At 64.7% G+C, this 18,338-nt stretch carries 17 protein-coding genes; 8 read left to right on the forward strand and 9 right to left on the reverse strand.

Annotated features, from left to right (window positions below; translation table 11 throughout):
• Positions 1–35: 35 nt before the first annotated feature.
• The 5 genes from JOE31_RS15015 to dinB form a co-directional block, all read right to left on the reverse strand.
• On the reverse strand, positions 36–698 hold the full coding sequence (locus JOE31_RS15015; RefSeq protein ID WP_209746001.1) for a hypothetical protein: 663 nt from the start codon (positions 696–698) through the stop codon (positions 36–38).
• Positions 695–1,693, reverse strand: a complete 999-nt coding sequence (rsmH, locus tag JOE31_RS15020; RefSeq protein ID WP_209746003.1) for a 16S rRNA (cytosine(1402)-N(4))-methyltransferase RsmH — start codon at positions 1,691–1,693, stop codon at positions 695–697. Before rsmH ends, JOE31_RS15015 begins: the two co-directional genes overlap by 4 nt.
• Before the next feature lie 188 nt (positions 1,694–1,881).
• Positions 1,882–2,310, reverse strand: a complete 429-nt coding sequence (mraZ, locus tag JOE31_RS15025; protein ID WP_011691421.1) for a division/cell wall cluster transcriptional repressor MraZ — start codon at positions 2,308–2,310, stop codon at positions 1,882–1,884.
• Between the two features lie 388 nt (positions 2,311–2,698).
• Positions 2,699–3,070 (reverse strand): DUF3040 domain-containing protein, encoded by a 372-nt coding sequence (locus tag JOE31_RS15030; protein ID WP_011691420.1) that lies wholly within the window; start codon positions 3,068–3,070, stop codon positions 2,699–2,701.
• A 320-nt stretch (positions 3,071–3,390) separates the two neighbouring features.
• Positions 3,391–4,551 (reverse strand): DNA polymerase IV, encoded by a 1,161-nt coding sequence (gene dinB, locus JOE31_RS15035; RefSeq protein WP_209748475.1) that lies wholly within the window; start codon positions 4,549–4,551, stop codon positions 3,391–3,393.
• A gap of 140 nt (positions 4,552–4,691) precedes the next feature.
• Here dinB and JOE31_RS15040 point away from each other — a divergent pair, with 140 nt between their 5' ends.
• Both JOE31_RS15040 and JOE31_RS15045 read left to right on the forward strand, forming a co-directional pair.
• Complete coding sequence (locus JOE31_RS15040) at positions 4,692–5,222, forward strand: hypothetical protein (RefSeq protein ID WP_011691418.1); 531 nt, start codon at positions 4,692–4,694, stop codon at positions 5,220–5,222.
• Positions 5,219–6,313, forward strand: a complete 1,095-nt coding sequence (locus tag JOE31_RS15045) for a polyprenyl synthetase family protein (RefSeq protein WP_209746005.1) — start codon at positions 5,219–5,221, stop codon at positions 6,311–6,313. The genes JOE31_RS15040 and JOE31_RS15045 overlap by 4 nt, the downstream gene beginning before the upstream one ends.
• A gap of 54 nt (positions 6,314–6,367) precedes the next feature.
• Here JOE31_RS15045 and JOE31_RS15050 read toward each other — a convergent pair whose 3' ends face one another.
• The gene (locus tag JOE31_RS15050) at positions 6,368–6,721 is read right to left on the reverse strand and encodes an Rv2175c family DNA-binding protein (RefSeq protein WP_209746007.1); all 354 of its coding nucleotides are present in this window, start codon (positions 6,719–6,721) and stop codon (positions 6,368–6,370) included.
• Between the two features lie 243 nt (positions 6,722–6,964).
• Here JOE31_RS15050 and JOE31_RS15055 point away from each other — a divergent pair, with 243 nt between their 5' ends.
• Both JOE31_RS15055 and JOE31_RS15060 read left to right on the forward strand, forming a co-directional pair.
• Complete coding sequence (locus JOE31_RS15055; protein ID WP_209746009.1) at positions 6,965–8,308, forward strand: lytic transglycosylase domain-containing protein; 1,344 nt, start codon at positions 6,965–6,967, stop codon at positions 8,306–8,308.
• Between the two features lie 101 nt (positions 8,309–8,409).
• Positions 8,410–10,542 (forward strand): Stk1 family PASTA domain-containing Ser/Thr kinase, encoded by a 2,133-nt coding sequence (locus JOE31_RS15060; protein WP_209746011.1) that lies wholly within the window; start codon positions 8,410–8,412, stop codon positions 10,540–10,542.
• Positions 10,543–10,637: 95 nt separating this feature from the next.
• On the opposite strand, the gene JOE31_RS15065 is transcribed toward JOE31_RS15060, so the two are convergent.
• Both JOE31_RS15065 and JOE31_RS15070 read right to left on the reverse strand, forming a co-directional pair.
• The gene (locus JOE31_RS15065) at positions 10,638–12,029 is read right to left on the reverse strand and encodes a class II 3-deoxy-7-phosphoheptulonate synthase (RefSeq protein ID WP_209746013.1); all 1,392 of its coding nucleotides are present in this window, start codon (positions 12,027–12,029) and stop codon (positions 10,638–10,640) included.
• A gap of 92 nt (positions 12,030–12,121) precedes the next feature.
• A complete protein-coding gene (locus JOE31_RS15070; protein WP_209746015.1) occupies positions 12,122–12,895 on the reverse strand; it encodes a 1-acyl-sn-glycerol-3-phosphate acyltransferase in 774 nt (257 codons plus the stop codon).
• A 111-nt stretch (positions 12,896–13,006) separates the two neighbouring features.
• Between JOE31_RS15070 and JOE31_RS15075 the strand changes: the two genes are divergently transcribed.
• The 3 genes from JOE31_RS15075 to JOE31_RS15085 are packed head-to-tail and all read left to right on the forward strand — an operon-like array spanning position 13,007 to position 15,155.
• Positions 13,007–13,795 (forward strand): carboxylesterase, encoded by a 789-nt coding sequence (locus tag JOE31_RS15075; RefSeq protein WP_209746017.1) that lies wholly within the window; start codon positions 13,007–13,009, stop codon positions 13,793–13,795.
• Positions 13,792–14,619 (forward strand): carboxylesterase, encoded by an 828-nt coding sequence (locus tag JOE31_RS15080; RefSeq protein ID WP_209746018.1) that lies wholly within the window; start codon positions 13,792–13,794, stop codon positions 14,617–14,619. The genes JOE31_RS15075 and JOE31_RS15080 overlap by 4 nt, the downstream gene beginning before the upstream one ends.
• Positions 14,616–15,155, forward strand: coding sequence for a hypothetical protein (locus tag JOE31_RS15085; protein WP_209746020.1), 540 nt, complete (start codon positions 14,616–14,618; stop codon positions 15,153–15,155). Before JOE31_RS15080 ends, JOE31_RS15085 begins: the two co-directional genes overlap by 4 nt.
• A 29-nt stretch (positions 15,156–15,184) precedes the next feature.
• Here the strand turns inward: JOE31_RS15085 and JOE31_RS15090 are convergent, their stop codons facing one another.
• Positions 15,185–16,276: an ROK family glucokinase gene (locus JOE31_RS15090; protein ID WP_209746022.1), complete on the reverse strand. Its 1,092-nt coding sequence runs from the start codon at positions 16,274–16,276 to the stop codon at positions 15,185–15,187.
• Positions 16,277–16,497: 221 nt separating this feature from the next.
• On the opposite strand from JOE31_RS15090, the gene JOE31_RS15095 reads away from it, so the two are divergent.
• Positions 16,498–18,336 carry a long-chain fatty acid--CoA ligase gene (locus JOE31_RS15095; RefSeq protein ID WP_209746024.1) on the forward strand — a complete coding sequence of 613 codons (1,839 nt, stop codon included), beginning with the start codon at positions 16,498–16,500 and terminating at the stop codon, positions 18,334–18,336.
• Positions 18,337–18,338 lie beyond the last annotated feature (2 nt).

The raw sequence follows: 18,338 nt of genomic DNA on the forward strand, positions 1-18,338 counted from the left end.
CTTGCTGGTTGCGTACTGGTGAGCAGTCCTGTCAGTTACTGTCCGGGCGTCTTTTGCTGCGGAGCCGGCACTGATCCTCCGTGGAGATTAACCGCGGGCTTAGGGGCAGCCGCCGCCGGTGCCGAAGCCGCAGGAGCCGAAGCCGCGGGAGCGGCGGCCTCAGCCGGCTTTCGGACAGCCAACGGTTCCTTGGTCGTGGCGGGCGGCACCACCGTCAGCTGACCGGCGACGGCAGGCGCTGCAATGATGGCTCCCGGCTTGTCACCCTTGACCGCGGGCTTCGGGGTACCGCTGACGGTCAGTGTGGACAGGTCGATCTGGCCCTTGCCAGTGGAAGCTACCATGCCCAGTTCCGTGGCCTTGGCGGCCAGGTTCTGGGGAGCATCGAAGTTCTGGACCTGCTGTGTCAGGTCCTGGTTTTGCTTTGTCAGGGTGGACTGCTCACTCCGGAGCTGCACCAGCTGGTACTGGGCCGTGGAGACGGAAATGTTGAGTACCAGGACCGCCATGAGCGCCACGGCGAGCAGCGCGAAGCAGAGCACGACGAAAGGGGCCCTGCGCTTGCGGGGCGTGGAGCGGACCACGGACAGCGGGGTCCGCAGTTTGCGTTCGGATCCTTCCGAGGGCTTGATCCCCGTGAGGGCACGGGCCGCCGTACCTGACACGACTGGGAAGTTCTTAGCAGCGGCGGTGCTCATGCGGCCCTCCTGGCTCTGATTCGTTCTACGGCGCGCAACCGGGCGGATGCTGCGCGTGGGTTTTCGGCGATTTCTTCTGCCGTGGGCACCTCGGTGCCTTTGGTCAGGGTCTTGAGCTCGGGCTTGTGCTCTTCCAGTTCCACCGGGAAACCCAACGGCGCTGAGGACTTGGAACCGGCCTGGAAGACTTTCTTGACGATCTTGTCCTCCAGCGAGTGGTAAGACATGACCACAACGCGGCCCCCCATGGCGAGTGCATCCACGGCAGCGGGAACCGCACGTTCCAGGACATCAAGTTCTTCGTTGACTTCGATCCGCAGGGCCTGGAAGGTCCGTTTGGCCGGGTGTCCGCCGGTCTTGGCCGCGCCGGCCGGAACGACCGCCCGGATGGTGTCTACCAGTTCACCGGTGGTGGTGAACGGCTTTGCCTCGCGAGCCGCCACGATGCGGTTGGCGATCCTGCCGGCGAACTTTTCTTCACCCCACTTGCGGATGATCCGGACCAGGTCCTCTTCGCTGTAATTGTTAACCACGTCAGCGGCCGTCTGGCCGCGGCTGGTGTCCATGCGCATGTCCAGCGGCGCATCAAAGGAGTAGGCAAAACCTCGCTCGCGCTCGTCCAGCTGCAGGGAAGAAACCCCCAGGTCCATGAGGACACCGTGGACTTCGATAACGCCAAGATCCCGGAGGACATCCGGGATCTCATCGTAAACAGCGTGGACCAGGTCGGTCCTGTCCGCGAAGCGCTTCAAACGCTCCCCGGCGAGGGCCAGCGCCTCTTCGTCGCGATCGATCCCGATCAGGTGGAGGTCCGGAAACCGCTGGAGCAGGGCTTCGGAGTGGCCGCCCATTCCCAAGGTTGCGTCGATGACCACGGGCGTCTCGCCACGCTGGCGTGCCGCTTCAATTCCCGGGGCCAACAAATTGATGCACCGGTCCTTGAGGACCGGTACATGGCGTTCGGACGTGGGTTTTGGCTGGTTGGGATCGCTCATACCTTCGTCCTTTCGTGCCTGGTTGTGCCTCGGTAGGCAGCGTTGGTCCTCGGTGTGCTTCTTGAGCCAGATCCCCATCCGCGCCTATCCGGGCGTCCGCCTGGCTCCGGGGAAGTGAGCCAGGAAAACGTTCGGATGGGCGGCTGGAGATCTCGTTCAAGAAGCGTTGCCGTTGTCGCCTCCGGGCCTCAGAAGATTCCCGGGATGGCGTCATCGGTTTCAGAGAAGGAGGTTTCCTTCTCTGCCAGGTACTCGTTCCAGGCCTGGGCATCCCAGATCTCCGCGCGGGAGCCGGCGCCGATGACGGCAAGCTCCCTGCCAAGACCTGCGTATGCCCGGAGTGCGGGAGGAATAGTCACGCGCCCCTGCTTGTCAGGTACCTCGTCCGAGGCTCCAGAGAGAAAAACCCGGATGTAGTCACGAGTCTGCTTGGAGGAGATGGGCGCCTCCCGCATTTGCTCGTGAATCCGTCCGAATTCCCGCTCACTGAAGACGTAGATGCAGCGTTCCTGGCCCCTGGTGAGTACCAATCCGCTGGCAAGTTCCTCGCGGAACTTCGCTGGGAGGATGATCCGCCCCTTTTCGTCCAAACGCGGCGAATGAGTGCCAAGAAACATGGCCACCCGCCTGTCTGTCGTCAGGAGCTGCACGTCCCCTGTGCTGCCACTACCCTCTTACCTGCTCCACTTTACTCCACATCGCTCCACAGTCAACGCGACACGGAAGATTCCTCCCGGGATTGGAGGAATCCGGGCCCGGAAATCCGGGGTTTCCGGGCGGTGGTGCAAAGTGGAGGGATTTTGGCGCCGATGGCGCATGGGGCGCGCCAAGGAATATACGACGGCGGCCGGTGGGGATCCGCCCGGACGTCCGGGCCCGCAGCGGGGCGATTAAATGCAAAAGACCCGCCGGGGCGGGTCTTCCTGCAGGCCTGCCCGCGGGCAGGTGGTGCGAAGTGGAGAGTTAGGGAATGACAGTCACGGGCCGGCTGTCAGGACGGGGTTGTCACGGTTCACCGCGGCGGCGTTCGTCCCAGCGTTCTTCCAGACCGCTCATGAACGAGCTGCGCCCCTTGCCGGCCTTCTTGCCTCCGGCCGGTTTGGCTTTGCCGGCAGCGGAACTACGCATCGTTGCGAAATAGACTCCGGCTCCCATCACGATGAACCCGAGGACACCAACAAAAATGCTCTGAAGTGATACGCCCACCAGCAGGAGGAGGACACCAGCCAGGGTGGCCAGCACGCCTATCACTATGTGGCGTGTGGACCAGTTACGGCCCGGATCCGATCCCATTGAGTTGGCAAACTTCGGATCGTCCTCGTGCAGCTGCTTCTCCAACTGCTCGAGCAACTTCTGTTCGTGCTCCGAGAGCGGCATCACGACCTCCTTAAGTCGGCCAACGTCCGGACCTGCCGTGGCCTTTATGTTGTCAATCCGATAACGACCGGCATGCGCAGGAGGTTCCCGGCCACCGTATATCGGGCAACCGGATTCCACGCATTCGGACGGCGGGCTGATACAGACGGCTTTTGGTATGTCCAGACGTTCGAAATCTATGTATATCTAAGGATAGTTTGTTGCGCCCTGTTCTGAAAGACACTCACACGCGGCGCACCCCGTCGCCGGCGGCGCTGCATCCAAGGGCGACGGGCGCACCGGGTAAGCAGCTTTTTTGCCGGCAGTCGGCCGGGGAAAAGTCAGTCAGCGGCGGTGTTCGGGTCCAGCAGCCGTGCAGGGAGCACCGACTTGGAACCGAACTTCTCCGCCACCCTGTCCAGGGCCTGTTCCGCGGCCCGCCAGTTGTCGTCGCGGCGGTCAAAGCTCAGCTGCAGCGAGGTCTGGGCTGCATCCTCAAGCTGCTCCGCCCTTACGCCAACAAGGCGGACTGTCATGGCTCGCGGGCCGAGCGATTCCAGCAGCTGAACCGTGACGGCATAGATCAACTGGGCACTGTCCACCGGGGCATGCACCGTCCTGCTGCGCGTGATGGTGGAGAAATCGGTGTAGCGAAGCTTCAGGGAGATAGTCCTGGCGACCATCCCCGTGCTTCTGAGCCGCTCGGCGGTGCGGTGCGACAAGCGCAGCAACTCCCGGTGCAGAAGGGCGTCGTCCGCGGTGTCCACGGCAAACGTCTCCTCGGCACCGATACTCTTCTCGAGGCGGACCGGAGTCACAGGCCGCGGATCAATCCCCCAGGACAGCCGGTAGACGTGCTCGCCTGACGCCCCGAGGAGCTTCTTCAGTGCGGACGGCGGGGTTGCGGCAACATCCGCCACGCTGCGGATCCCCATTCGCGCCAGCACCTCTCCCGTCTTGGCCCCCACCCCCCACAGCGCATTGACGGGAAGGCTGTGCAGGTAGGCAACGGTCTCGTCCGGTCCGATCAGCAGGAGCCCGTCCGGTTTACAGCGGGTGGACGCTATCTTGGCCACGAACTTGCTGGCGGCGATGCCAACGGACGCGGTGATACCGAGTTCGTCCCGCACACGCCGGCGAATAATCGCGCCGATCTCACGCGGGCTCCCCAGTCGCCGGATGGCTCCGCCGACGTCGAGGAAGGCTTCGTCGACGCTCAGGGGCTCCACCAGGTCAGTGATCGAACCGAAGATGGCCATCAGCTGCGCGGACACCTCGTAGTACAGCTTGTGCCTTGGCTCGATGATGACTGCCGAGGGGCATATGCGCGCCGCCATAGCCATGGGCATTGCAGACTTGACGCCAAATTTCCGTGCCTCGTAGGAAGCGGACAGCACCACCGACCGGTCCGCCGGATAGCCCACAATGACCGGTTTTCCGATCAGTTCCGGACGGCTCCGGAGTTCCACGGAGACGAAAAATGCGTCCATGTCCACGTGCATGATGCTGCTTCGACGTAGCTCCCGGAGGGTCGCTTCGAGCTGCTGTTTATCCTGTTCCGACCCCACGTCTTCAATCCTATGCCGTGGGACTGACTAAACTGGAGGCTGCATCCGGCGTCAACACCAGGAGGACTGTCCCTGTGAAGGTAATTGGAAAGCTCAAGCCTGCGGGCTGCGCAGTGATTGTGGCCGGCGCGGTGCTTGCCCTGGCTGCGTGCACCCCGGCCGATTCCGGAGCCAAGGCAACCGGGACCGCCAGCGCTTCAGCTTCCGCCACCGGACAGGTATCCACCACGGCACCGGCCAGCCCGTCGGCGTCGCCGGGTACCACTGCGGTCGTCGGCGCACTCGTCGACGGCTTCCCGGAAAAGCTGTTGCCCGTGATGCCGGGGGCCAGGGTGGTTTCAAGCAGCTTCGACAAGACGTCCACCCCGGCCACTGCAGCGCTGGTGGGTAACATCAGTTCGCCGGCCGCCGCCGTCGTGGCTTTCTATACAAAGGAGCTGGAGGCCCAAGGCTTCAAAGCGGTGCCCGGGGAGAACGTGGGTGCAGTCGCGTCCAAGGATTTCCTCCGCGGCGACAACGAAACAGTGAACGTTGCAGTGGTGGAGACCGGCGGGGTCTCCACATTCACCATCGGTGCCAACGTCGCAGCTGAGTCCGCGAAGTGACGGTCGCGGAGCAGCTGCGCCTGGAACAGACGGCATTCGTAGCCGCCGTCGCCGGCAAGCTTAACGACTTCCTGGCCACACGCCAGTCCGTGATGTCCGCCATTTCACAGGATATTGATCCGCTGATGGGCTCCATCTCCAACCTGGTTACCGGCGGCAAGCGGCTGCGTGCACTGATGTGCTATTGGGGTTGGCGTGGCGCCGGCGGTGAGGCTGCTGCCACCGAGGTGGTCACTGCCGGATCCGCCTTGGAGCTTTTCCAGGCAGCAGCGCTGATTCATGATGACATCATCGACCGCTCGGATACCCGGCGCGGAGGTCCCAGTGTGCACCGGCGGTTTAGCCAGCTGCATGAAGACCAGGGGTGGGCCCTGGACAGCGAACGGTTCGGCCATGCCGCAGCCATCCTGACCGGCGACCTCTGCCTCTCCTTCAGCGAAGAAACGTTCACGGACATAGGCGAGGCGGCAGCGTCGGGAAGCCAGGCCAGGCTGATCTTCAACCTGATGCGCGCCGAAGTGATGGCGGGCCAGTACCTTGACATCCTGGAAGAAGTAGCCGGTCCCATGCGCGACCGGGCGGGAGCCGTCAACAGGGCCCAGTCAATAATCCGGTTCAAGTCAGCGAAGTACTCAACGGAGCACCCGCTCGCCCTGGGAGGCGCCTTGGCAGGTGCTTCCGACGAACTGCTTCGCGGCTATTCAGCGTTCGCCCTGCCGCTCGGGGAAGCCTTCCAGCTCCGGGACGACGTACTCGGTGTCTTCGGTGATCCGGTGACCACCGGTAAGCCCGCTGGCGATGACTTGCGGGAAGGAAAGCGTACGGTCCTGGTTGCCTTCGCCCTGGACCAGGCTTCCCCGGAGGAATCCCGTTTCCTCGATGCGAAGCTTGGAAGCCCGGACCTGTCCGATGACGACGTGGAGGAAATCCGTCGGATCATTGTGGACTGCGGCGCGCTCCAGGCTACTGAGGTCCTGATTGAGGAATTCGGCCGTGCCGCCTTCGCGGAACTGGACCTGCTGCCGCTGGACGATCTCCCCAAGACGGCCCTGCGGAAACTGGCCGAGGCAACCGTCAGCCGCGCCGCCTGATTGTGGCGGCGCGGCTGACGCGCTCAGCATGTATTGCGGGGGGCCTGGACAGTATTACCAGGCGAGGGACTGTGCCCGTCGGCGGATCTCGGTCTTCCGGCCTTCGCGCAGCGCATCAATCGGACGGCCCCGCAGAGATTCATCCGGGGTGAAAAGCCAGGTAATGAGTTCTTCATCGGTATAGCCGGCATCCGCGAGGACCACGACTGTCCCTTTCAGGCTCTCTACCGGATGGCCGTCCTGCATAAAGTCGGCGGGAACGGACCTGATCCGGCGTTCGCCGACCCTGAGGGCCACCAGCGCCTTTTCGTCCAGCAATCCATGGACCTTAGTGATGGACACGTTCATCATTTCTGCAACGTCGGGCAGCGGCAGCCATTCGCCTACAAGGCTTTCTACAGTACTCACGGATCAAGATTGCCACGGCGGGCGCTAATGCGCCTAGTCAGCGCAAAGCAGGGGCGTGACCCCGCGAATCGACACTCCGAAAAAAGGCATATATCCAATGCCACACATTTCTTGTGCTAATCGGCAATTCGTGAGAGATTCACATAGATCACATTTGCATCAACACTAACTTTAGTAACACTAGTACCATTCGTAACAACGGCCTGACCGACAGCATTTGCCGCTGAGAAGAGGATCACTCCCATGACGACGCCCCGATCGCCAAAGCAGCACACCAGGCCAAGCCTGCCCATGATTGCGGCCACCACGGCTGCCCTCCCGGCAGTCGTCCTTTCCTCGCTGGCCATCGCCCAGCCGGCGGCGGCGGAATCCCGCCCGCGGACCGTGCCTGCGACCCTCGCGGCGGCAATCCAGGCCCAGGAAGCCGCCATTAAGGCCGGCGTCATTCCCGCGGCCTCGGTTTCGACGGCCCTCCCCGCATCCCTGCGGCCCGCCCAGCCCTCCGCGCCGGCCGAGTACACCATTGCCCGCGGTGACACCATCAGCGGCATCGCCGGTCGCTACGGCCTTGACACCAACGCCATCCTGAAGCTGAACAACCTGCAGCCGAACACCATCATTTATCCGGGGCAGAAGATCAAGCTGACCGGTTCGGCACCGGCCCCCTCCGCTCCGGCGGCAAAGCCGGAGGCTCCCGCCCCTGCCACCTCAGCCGGCAATGTCTACACCGTTAAGTCCGGCGACACACTGGGCGCCATCGCGGCACGGCACGGGGTCAAGTTGTCCGAGGTGTTGAGCTGGAACGGACTGAATATGAACTCCATCATCTACCCGGGCCAGAAGATCAAGATCGGCGGCGGCCAGGCGCCGGCTCCTGCTCCGGCGGCTACTCCTGCTCCGGCACCGGCTCCGGCCACCAGTTCGGGCTCTTACACCGTGAAGTCAGGCGATACTTTGTCCGCCATCGCCGCAAAGCACGGGGTCAAGCTGTCAGACATTCTGGCCGCGAACAAGCTGACCATGACCAGCGTCATCTTCCCCGGCAACAAGCTGGCCATCCCCGGCGGGTCCTCGATCCAGCCGGCAGCCAGCGTTACTCCCCTGGTGCCGAGTTCCTTCCTCGGATTCACCTACCCGTCCGCCGTGGTCTCCTCCGCCAACCAGAACAAGGCCCTGCTCAACTCTTCTCCTGTACCCACCAGGGAGCAGATGAAGTCGATCGTTGCGGACACGGCACGTCGGATGGGCGTGGATCCCTCGCTTGCCCTTGCCTTCGCCTACCAGGAGTCCGGCTTCGACCAGCGCGCAGTCTCGCCGGCCAACGCCATCGGCACCATGCAGGTCATCCCGACGTCGGGCGAATGGGCCTCAGATCTCGTGGGCCGCAAGCTGAACCTGCTCGATCCCTACGACAACGCAACCGCAGGCGTGGCCATCATCCGCCAGCTGATCCGCACCAGCAAGGACCTGGACAACGCCATCGCCGGCTATTACCAGGGCCAGTACTCCGTCAGCAAAAACGGCATGTTCGACGACACGAAGGCATACGTGGCAGCGATCAAGGCGCACAAGAAGAACTTCAGCTAAACCGCGCCGGCGCCGGGAAGCGGGTGCCGGGAGGGTAACGATACGGGTCCGGATTGCATGTCGATTCGGGCCCGTTTCCGTGTAGCACTTAGGATCGTAGGGTGCAGGATAAAGTGTCGGACCCCCTCGTTGGAACGCTGGTGGACAACCGTTACCGGGTTCAGTCAAGGCTGGCGCGCGGCGGAATGTCCACCGTTTACCTCGCGACGGACCAACGTCTGGAGCGCGACGTCGCATTGAAGGTCCTCCACCCGCACCTGGTCAATGACGGTAACTTCCTGGACAGGCTTGGCCGTGAGGCCAAGGCCGCGGCCAAGCTGTCCCACGCCCATGTGGTGGGCGTCCTTGACCAGGGCAGCGACGGCCACACTGCCTACCTGGTGATGGAGTACATCAAGGGCCACACGCTCAGGGACGTCATCAAGGAGAAGGGGGCGCTGTCTCCGCGGCTGGCCCTGGCGCTGATCGACCCCGTGGTTGAAGGGCTGGGGGCGGCGCATGCCGCAGGGCTCATCCACCGGGACATCAAACCCGAAAACGTCCTGATCGCCGACGACGGCCGAATCAAGGTCGGTGACTTCGGGTTGGCCCGTGCGGTCACCACCTCAACGAGCACCGGGGCGCTGATCGGCACCGTGGCCTACCTGTCACCGGAGCTCGTTCTCGGCCGGCAGGCGGATGCCCGCAGCGACATCTACTCCGTGGGCATCATGTTGTACGAAATGATCACCGGCAGGCAGCCCTTCGACGGCGAAGTCCCCATCCAGGTGGCCTACCAGCACGTCAATTCCTCCGTGGAAGCCCCCTCGGCGGTCGTTCCGGGGCTGGCAGCCGAAGTCGACGAGCTGGTCCAGTGGTGCACGGCGCGCGATCCCGAACAGCGCCCGGTCGACGGCAACGCACTCTTGTCCGAACTCAGGCACATCCGGACCAACCTGACCGACGCTGAACTGGATCTCCAGCCCCCCGCAGCGATCGCCGCCGTCGCCCATTCTCCGTCGGGGCTCCGCCCGCCTGCGCACCCGCCGTCCAATCGTCCTTCAGAGGCCCCGTCCACGGAGCGCCGGGACCAGACGGAGATCCTGTCCGCCGGGCAGCATCCAACGGAAATCATCAACCGCCAAAGCAATCCCACCACGGTGCTGTCGGCTGCGCGCCGGCCGGGCCAGTTCGGTGCACTGGCCGCCCCGGCGGAGCCGGAGCCCGCCTTTGCGGATCCGGGCGACGACGGGCCGGACACCGCGGTTCCCTTGAGCAAGCGTGCCCAGCGCAAGCTGGACCGCGACGCCGCCAAGGCCGAGTCCAAAGCCGCGTCCACTCCGGTGCGCTCGCTCCGCGAAGGCAACCCGCGCCGTCGCGGCCTTCTATGGATCATCATCCTGGTGATCGCGGCTTTGCTCGCCACCGGCGCCGGCTGGTTCTTTGGTATGGGACCCGGCTCCCCGGGGACCATACCCAGGGTGGCCAACAAAACCGTCGCCGAGGCCCAGCAACTGCTTGGCACAGCGGGATTCCAGTCCACCACGAAGGATGTCTTCGACGACGACATCCGGGCCGGCCTCGTCGTGGGTACCGAACCCGAAGCAGGGCGGGAAATCCGCAAGTTCCAGATGGTGTCGCTGTTCGTTTCCAAAGGCCCGCAACTCTTTCCGCTGCCCGGAATGAGCGGCAAATCCCTGGATGAGGCAAAGAGCCAGCTCAACAGTGCCGAGATGGCCCTGGGCAGTGTCACAGAGACGTACAGCGAAACCGAGCCGGCGGGTACAGTCCTCGCCCAGGACCCCGCGGCGGGCACCCCGGCCAGGCGCGGCACGCCTGTCAGCCTCACTGTCTCCAAGGGGCCCGAACCCATTCCTGTGCCCGACGTGCGCGGCCAGGAACAGGGCGCCGCAGTCAAAGCGCTGGAGGCCGCGGGATTGAAGGCTGTGATCTCACCCGAGACGGTCAACGACAAGAAGGTCCCCAAGGGCGCCGTGGTGGCCCAGGAGCCATCCAACGGCACCCTCACCCGGGGTGCGCCTGTCACCCTTACGGTATCCAAGGGGCCCAAGCTCGTGAATGTGCCCAGCTATATCGGCAAGCAGGCCAATGATGCACGCAAGGCGCTGGAGAAGCTCGGCTTCGAGGTCCGGGTCAACAACGTCCTGGGCGGCTTCTTCGGAACCGTTCGGGACCAGGATCCGGTGGACACCCAGGTGCCCGAAGGTTCCGTCGTTACCCTCACCGTCGTCTGAGCGCAACCGGCACCGCTCGAAGCAGCCGCCACACCAAAAAGCTCCGCCCGGCTGGTCCAGCCGGGCGGAGCTTTTTGGTCAGTCAGGGCAGCGGGTCAGCGCTTGGACAGGGCTCCTGCGACGAGGAACGCCATTTCCAAGGACTGCATGTGGTTCAGGCGCGGATCGCAGACCGACTCGTAGCGGTCCAGGAATGCTTCCTGGTCGATGGGGTCCGCGCCACCGAGGCACTCTGCGACGTCGTCGCCGGTCATTTCGACGTGCAGGCCGCCCGGAATGGTGCCCAGCGAATGGTGCACCTCGAAGAAGCCGCGCACTTCGTCGATGACGTCATCGAAGTTGCGGGTTTTGTAACCGTTGGGCGACGTGACCGTGTTCCCGTGCATGGGATCGGTGACCCAGAGGACCTGTGCACCGGACGCCGTGACCTTTTCGACGATGGCGGGGAGCTTCTCCCGGATGTTCCCGGCGCCCATCCGGGTGATGAAGGTCAGGCGGCCCGGTTCGCGGTCCGGATCCAGCTTGTCGATGAGCCGCAGGGCATCGTCGCCGGAAGTGGAGGGCCCCAGCTTGACCCCGATCGGGTTGCGGACCCGGGACAGGAAGTCCACGTGGGCGTGGTCCAGTTCGCGGGTGCGTTCGCCGATCCAGAGGAAATGCGCCGACGTGTCGTACGGAAGCCCCGTACGTGAATCGATGCGGGTCAGTGCGCGCTCGTAGTCCAGCAGCAGCGCCTCGTGGCTCGCAAAGAACTCAACCCGCTTCAGTGCTTCGAAATCCGCCCCGCAGGATGCCATGAACTTGATGGCCCGGTCAATGTCACGCGCCAAGGATTCGTAGCGGGCGTGCGCCGGGTTCTCGGTGAAGCCCTTGTTCCAGTGGTGGACGAGGCGCAGGTCAGCGAAGCCGCCCTGCGTGAACGCCCGGATAAGGTTCAGTGTCGATGCGGAGGTGTGGTACGCCTTGAGCATCCGGCCGGCGTCGTGGGCCCGGGATTCCGGGGTGAAGTCGTAGCCGTTGACGATGTCGCCGCGGTATGCCGGGAGTGTCACGCCGTCGCGCGTTTCATCGTTGGAGGACCGCGGCTTGGCGAACTGTCCGGCCATGCGGCCCATCTTGATGACCGGCATCGCTGCGCCGTAAGTCAGGACGACCGCCATCTGCAGGATGGTCTTGACCCTGGCGCTGATCTTGTCCGCCGTCGCGGCCTCAAACGTTTCAGCGCAGTCCCCGCCCTGGAGCAGGAAGGCCTTGCCTTGTGCTGCCGCGGCGAGCCGTTCACGGAGGATGTCCACCTCGCCGGCAAATACAAGCGGCGGAAGGACGGAAAGTTCCTTCACCGACGCGTCAAAGACCTCTTTGTTTTGCCAGCTGGGCTGCTGGGAAACCGGCAGTTCCCGCCAGTGGTCCAGTCCCGGATAGTTGGCGGCACCGCTCTGGGCGGTACTGGTCAGCAGGGAGGCAGGTTTTGCAGATAGCTCAGTCACACTACAAGACTAGTTCCCGTATCCGGGTTTCCGCACCGTAACCGTCATCAGCCCCAAACCGCCGTCACAGAACCTGGACACCAAAGGCGGCGTCACGCGTTTCCGGGCTCCGCGGAACCGTTGTCCCCGGAGCCGGCGGAGCCGTTGTCCCCGGCGCCGTCCAAGCCGGTGGAGGCATCGGTGGGTTTCCCTGCCAGCCTGAGCTTAACTACCGCCGCGTATTCGTCCACGTATTCCTGCCCGGACAGCCGCATGAGCTCGTACATGATTTCGTCGGTCACGGACCGCTGGATCAGGCGGTCGTCTTCCATGCCGTAGTACCGGCTGAAGTCCAGCGGTTCACCGAAGATCATGCCGATCCGCCTGATGTTCGGCATCCGTTTGCCAATGGGCTGGACCTTGTCGGTCCCAATCATGGCTACCGGAATCACGGGAACCCTCGCCTGCAGGGCAAGCTTCGCGACACCGACTTTGCCCCGGTACAGCCGTGAATCAGGGCTGCGCGTGCCTTCGGGATAAATGCCCAGCAGCGAACCATGCGACAGGACATCCATGCCGGCATTAAGCGACGCCGCCGAAGCCGCTCCCCCGGAACGGTCCATGGGCAGCTGGTTTGTCAGCCGGAAGAACAGTGCAGTCAGCCTGCCCTTGAGGCCGGTGCCGGTGAAATACTCCGACTTCGCCAGGAAGATCACGGGACGCGGAACCATCAGAGGCATAAAGATGGAGTCGGAGAACGACAAATGGTTGGACGCCAGGATGGCGGCGCCTTCCGCGGGCACATTGTCGAGCCCCTTGACCCAGGGCCGGAACAGGAGCTTCAGCACCGGTCCCAGGACGAAGGTCTTCATGAACCAATAAAACACGTGGTGTACCTCTCCGGAAGGCGTCTGGCCGGCCCTCCGACGGGTCCGGCCAGGACTTCAATGCAACCCTACTCTAGTGAGATTTGCCGCGAATGGTGACACGATGGGCACATGAGAGAAAGCAGCAAACAGACTGTGCCTGCCGCTTTCAGCTACCCCGGCCACGGAAACAACGCCCGGATCGGCGTCGCCATCTGCCACGGCTTCACCGGGAGTCCGCTCAGCGTCATGCCGTGGGCACTGCACCTGGCGGAGCAAGGGTTTGCCGTCTCCGTCCCGCTCCTGCCCGGGCACGGGACCCACTGGCGCGAGCTGGCCCGTTCGGGCTGGCGTGAATGGGCCGGCGCATTCGAAACCGCCTACCTTGAACTCGCGGCCCGGACCGACACCTGCTACGTCGCCGGGCTCTCCATGGGCGGCGCCGTCGCGCTGCGCACGGCGTCACGCCACCGTGTTGCCGGTGTAGCCGTGGTTAATCCCGGACTCAGCTTCTACGACCGGCGGGTTCGTATTATCGGCATCCTGAAGTACTTCCAACCGACCACGCTGCCGATTGTGGAGGCCAACCCCACAGCTGCCACCACCGAGGACGGCGACTATTCGCAAACGCCGCTCGCCGCCGTCCACCAGCTGAAGAAGCTGTTTGCCGCTGCCCGCCGCGGACTGCCCCGGGTGACAGCGCCGGTCCTGGTTTTCAAGTCGGACACCGACGAGGTTGTGCCGCCGTCGTCCCTGGAGCTGATCCGGCGGCGGCTGGGGTCGGCGGAACTTCGCGTGGTGCCGCTGCCCAACAGCGGTCACGTGGCCACGCTGGACAACGATGCGCCCGCGATCTTCGGGCATTCCACCACCTTCTTCCACGAGCACGCGCCGCACCACGTATCCTCGGAGACATCATGAGTATTGCCGCCGACCACAGCCCTTTCAGCAGTCCCTTTACCGGCGACGGTCCCTCGATCGGTGTCGCCGTTTCCCATGGCTTCACCGGAAGCCCGCACGGTGTGCGGGCCTGGGCCCAATCGCTGGCCGACGCCGGATTTGCGGTGCGGATGCCGCTCCTGCCCGGACACGGCACCAGCTGGCAGGAACTGGCCAGGACGCGTTGGCAGGAGTGGTATTCCGCCTACGACAAGGCCTACCTTGAGCTCGAAGCTGAATGCGATCACGTCTTCACTGCCGGGCTGTCCATGGGAGGTGCACTGGCGTTGCGGGTGGCGGCATTGCGTCCCGTGGCGGGCACCATCGTGGTCAATCCCGGCCTGGTCATCGATGATCCCCGCGCGCCGCTGGCCGGGATCCTGAAACTGGTCCTGAAAAGCACCCCTGCCATTGCGAACGACATCCTCAAGCCGGACACGGATGAAGGCGCATATCCGCGGACACCCGTGGCAGCGGCGCACGAGCTCAACAAGATGTTCAAGGACACCAGGCGGCTGCTGCCGCAGATCACGGCACCTGTTCGCGTGTTTCGCTCCACAGTGGATCACGTGGTGTCCGACTCGAGCATCGTGGCGCTGCGCCGGGGCCTCACCAACACCCGGCTCCAGCTGAGCGCTTTGGAAAACAGCTACCACGTGGCCACCCTGGACAACGATGCCGCGGAGATCTTCAGCGGGACCACGGAGTTCATCCGCACCGTAGTTCCGGGAGCACAGGTTCCGGGAGCACCGGTTCCGGAAAACGCGGACGCCTCCCCCGCCAGCCCCGAAGGACACGGCCGATGACCAGATCTGACTCCAATTCCTCGGACCAGAGCGCCAACCAGGACGACGCCGTGTGGCTTGACCTGGTTTCCCGGCTCGAGGGCACCGACACGCCGGCTCCTGCCGGGGACGGCAGCGAACCGCACAAACGGCCCTTCCGCGACTTCGACCCGCTGGGCCTCGCCGGCAGCGCTCCAACGGAGCCCTCGGCGGCCGAACGCGGGGCCGCCGTCCGTGCACCCCAGCCGGAGGCGGGCCACGCGGGCGCGGACCGCGCGGAGCCAGCCAGCGGGCCCCGTGACTACGAGGCCGACGACGACGAGCCTTTCGTTCCGGAGGAACCCCCGAGCCTGGCCGGCAGTGACCCGCTGACCGTGCTGGCCTGGCTGGGCGCCGTGGGCGGACCCGTCGCCCTGGTGCTGTCCGCCATGTTCTGGAGGTCCGCGCCACTCATGGCTATTTTGGGGATCGTCGCCGCGTTCGTCGTCTCAGTGATCTACCTGATCATGCAGCTGCCGCAGGAAAAGGATGAGCACGACGACGGCGCCAGGGTTTAGCGTTTCGGGCCTTGCCCGCTGAGGCCGGATCAGCCGTGCATCCTGCTGCTGACACGCGACAGGTCTGCGGCCCCGATCAGCCCGGCGTTGGGGCCCAGGGCCGCGAGTGCGATTTCGGCAGCCGGCCGGAATCCGCGCCCGGTCAGGTTCCGGGCAAAAGCCTTACGTGCCGGCGCCACCAGCAGTTCGCCCGCATCGCATAGGCCTCCGCCGATCACGAACTTTCCGGGGTCCAGCGCGGCAGCCAGGTTGGCCAGTCCCAGGCCCAGCCACTCCCCAACGTCCTCCAGCAGTTCCCGGGAGGTGGGGTCGCCCGCCTTGGCCAGCTCCGTCACGATGGCCCCGGTGATACGGTCCACCTGACCGTCCACGGCCTTCAGGAGTTCCTGCGCCACGGGCGAATTGGCAGCAGCCAGTTCGCGGGCTTCGCGACCCAGCGCGTTTCCGGACGCATACTGTTCCCAGCAGCCGCGGTTTCCGCATTCACAACGATGGCCGCCCGGCATGATGATCTGGTGGCCAAATTCTCCCGCAACGCCAAAACGGCCGCGTTCCAGCCGGCCGTCCATCACCATGGCACCGCCGATCCCCGTGCCCAGGGTGATGCAGACGAGCCTGCTTTGCCCCTGCCCGGCGCCAAAGCGCCATTCCGCCCACGCGGCGGCATCGGCGTCGTTGGTCAGCAGGACCGGGCGGCGCAGCAGTCGCTGGAGGTTGTCCCGCAACGGTTCATTGCGCCAGGCGAGGTGCGGGCTGAACAGCACCGTCCCGCCGTCGAGGTCCATCCACCCGGCCGCGCCGATTCCCACCGACCAGATGCGGTGGCCGCGGCTCAGCTCCTCCACGAGTTCCACAATCACCTGTTCCACCGCGCGGGGGTCGTTCCCGGGCGTGGAGCGCCTGGCCTGGCTGAGGATGCGGCCGTCGGCGTCCACGACGCCGGCGGCGACCTTGGTGCCTCCGATGTCCACACCGATCGCCAACCCTTTGCGCCCGAGCCGGAGGTGCTCGCGGAAGCCCTGGCTGGCGGCCAGCGCATCCTGCCCGGAAGGCTTCCTGCGCCGCCATGCGGCCGTCCGTCGATAGGGTCTGGGCTGGTCGCCGGGCGAAGGTGTGTGCATGGTTCCCCATTCTATTGCCGCCCCTATTCCGGTAATGCCGGACATGCGGAAAACGGCTACTGCAACAGCTCAAGGTGCACCCCCGGCGGACGGGAGTAGCGGGTTTCAGGCACTTAACCGTAAAGTTACTCGCCAGTAGGTGAATCAGGACACACCTCCGCAACGGGCGTACTAGTGTTAGCAGTACCCCCTGCGGGTCTATGGATAACAAAGGAGCTATCGTGCGCGAATTCAGTGTTCCGCCCTTGGTGAATGTACCCCCGGAAACCAACATCACCGACCTGGTGTTGCGGCAGGCCGCCAAGGCCTCGAACCCGTCCCTGTTTTCGCGGCTCGATGCCGCCGGACAGTGGCAGGATATTTCTGCCACGGATTTCCTCGCCGACGTGCGCATCCTGGCCAAGGGCCTCATGGCAAGCGGCGTGGCAGCAGGCGACCGCGTCGGCATCATGTCCCGCACCCGCTACGAGTGGGCGCTGGTGGACTTTGCGGTCTGGTTTGCGGGCGGCATCTCCGTCCCCATCTACGAAACCTCCTCCCCCAGCCAGGTTGCCTGGAACCTGGGCGACTCTGGTGCCGTCGCGGCTTTCGGCGAGTCGGCGCACCACGAGGACATCATCCGGCAGGCCGTCACGTCGGAAGGGCTTTCGTCGCTGGCCCACGTCTGGCAGCTTGAGGGCGCCGGGCTGGACGAGCTCCGCGCGGCCGGGACCGCCGTCAGCGACGAGGAGCTAGAAGCCCGCCGGAGCCTGGCTTCGCTGGCCGACGTCGCGACGATCATCTACACCTCCGGCACCACCGGACGGCCCAAGGGCTGCGAGCTGACGCACGGAAACTTCGTGGAACTGTCCGAGAACGCACTCGCCACTTCGCTGTCAGGCATCGTCCACGAGCAGGCGCGGACCATCATGTTCCTGCCGCTGGCCCACGTGTTCGCCCGGTTCATCTCGGTCCTGGCCGTGGCTGCCGGCGTCACCGTGGCGCACACCCCGGACATCAAGCACCTCCTGCCGGACCTGCAGAGCTACAAGCCCACGTTCATCCTCGCCGTCCCGCGCGTATTCGAAAAGGTCTACAACTCCGCGCTGACCAAGGCCGAGGACAGCGGCAAGGGCGCCATCTTCCATAAGGCCGCCGACACCGCCATCGCCTACTCACGGGCCCGGCAGGCCGGTTCCATCGGCTTGGGCCTCAAACTCCGCCATGCCCTGTTCGACAAGCTTGTCTACAGCAAGCTCCGCGCTGCCATGGGCGGCCAGGTGGCCCACGCAGTGTCCGGCGGCGGTCCGCTGGGCGAACGCCTCGGGCACTTCTTCCAGGGCATCGGCATGCAGATCCTCGAAGGCTACGGCCTGACCGAAACCACCGCGCCGATCACCGTCAACACCCCCTCGCTCATCAGGATCGGGACGGTGGGCGCCCCCCTGCCGGGAAATGCGGTGAAGATAGCCGACGACGGCGAGATCCTCGCCAAGGGCGTCTGCGTGATGCGCGGCTATTACAAGCGCGACGACCTCGCAGCAGACACATTCGTGGACGGCTGGTTCCGCACTGGCGACATTGGACAAATGGATGCCGACGGCTTCCTGACCATCACAGGCCGCAAGAAGGAAATCATCGTGACGGCCAGCGGCAAGAACGTGGTGCCTGCCCTGCTGGAAGACCAGATCCGGGCCGACGCCCTCGTCTCGCAGGTCCTTGTTGTGGGCGACAACATGCCGTTCATCGGCGCCTTGGTTACTCTCGATGAGGAAGCCCTGCCGGGATGGCTGCAGCGTCACGGACTTCCGGCCGGCACCACCGTCGCGGAAGCGGCAGGCCATCCGGTGGTCAAGGCCGCCGTCCAGGACCTCATCACTCGCGCCAACCAGTCCGTGTCCCAAGCGGAAGCCATCAAATCATTCCGGATCGTACCGTCTGATTTCACCGAGGCATCCGGCCACCTCACCCCGTCCATGAAGGTCAAGCGGGCCCAGGTGATGAAGGACTTCGACGCCGTCATCAGCGACATGTACGCTGCACCGCGGCCGGCCCGTACGGAGCCGTCCGGCCAGCACTAGCG

The sequence above is a fragment of the Arthrobacter sp. PvP023 genome, assembly GCF_017832975.1.
Classification (GTDB): Bacteria; Actinomycetota; Actinomycetes; order Actinomycetales; family Micrococcaceae; genus Arthrobacter.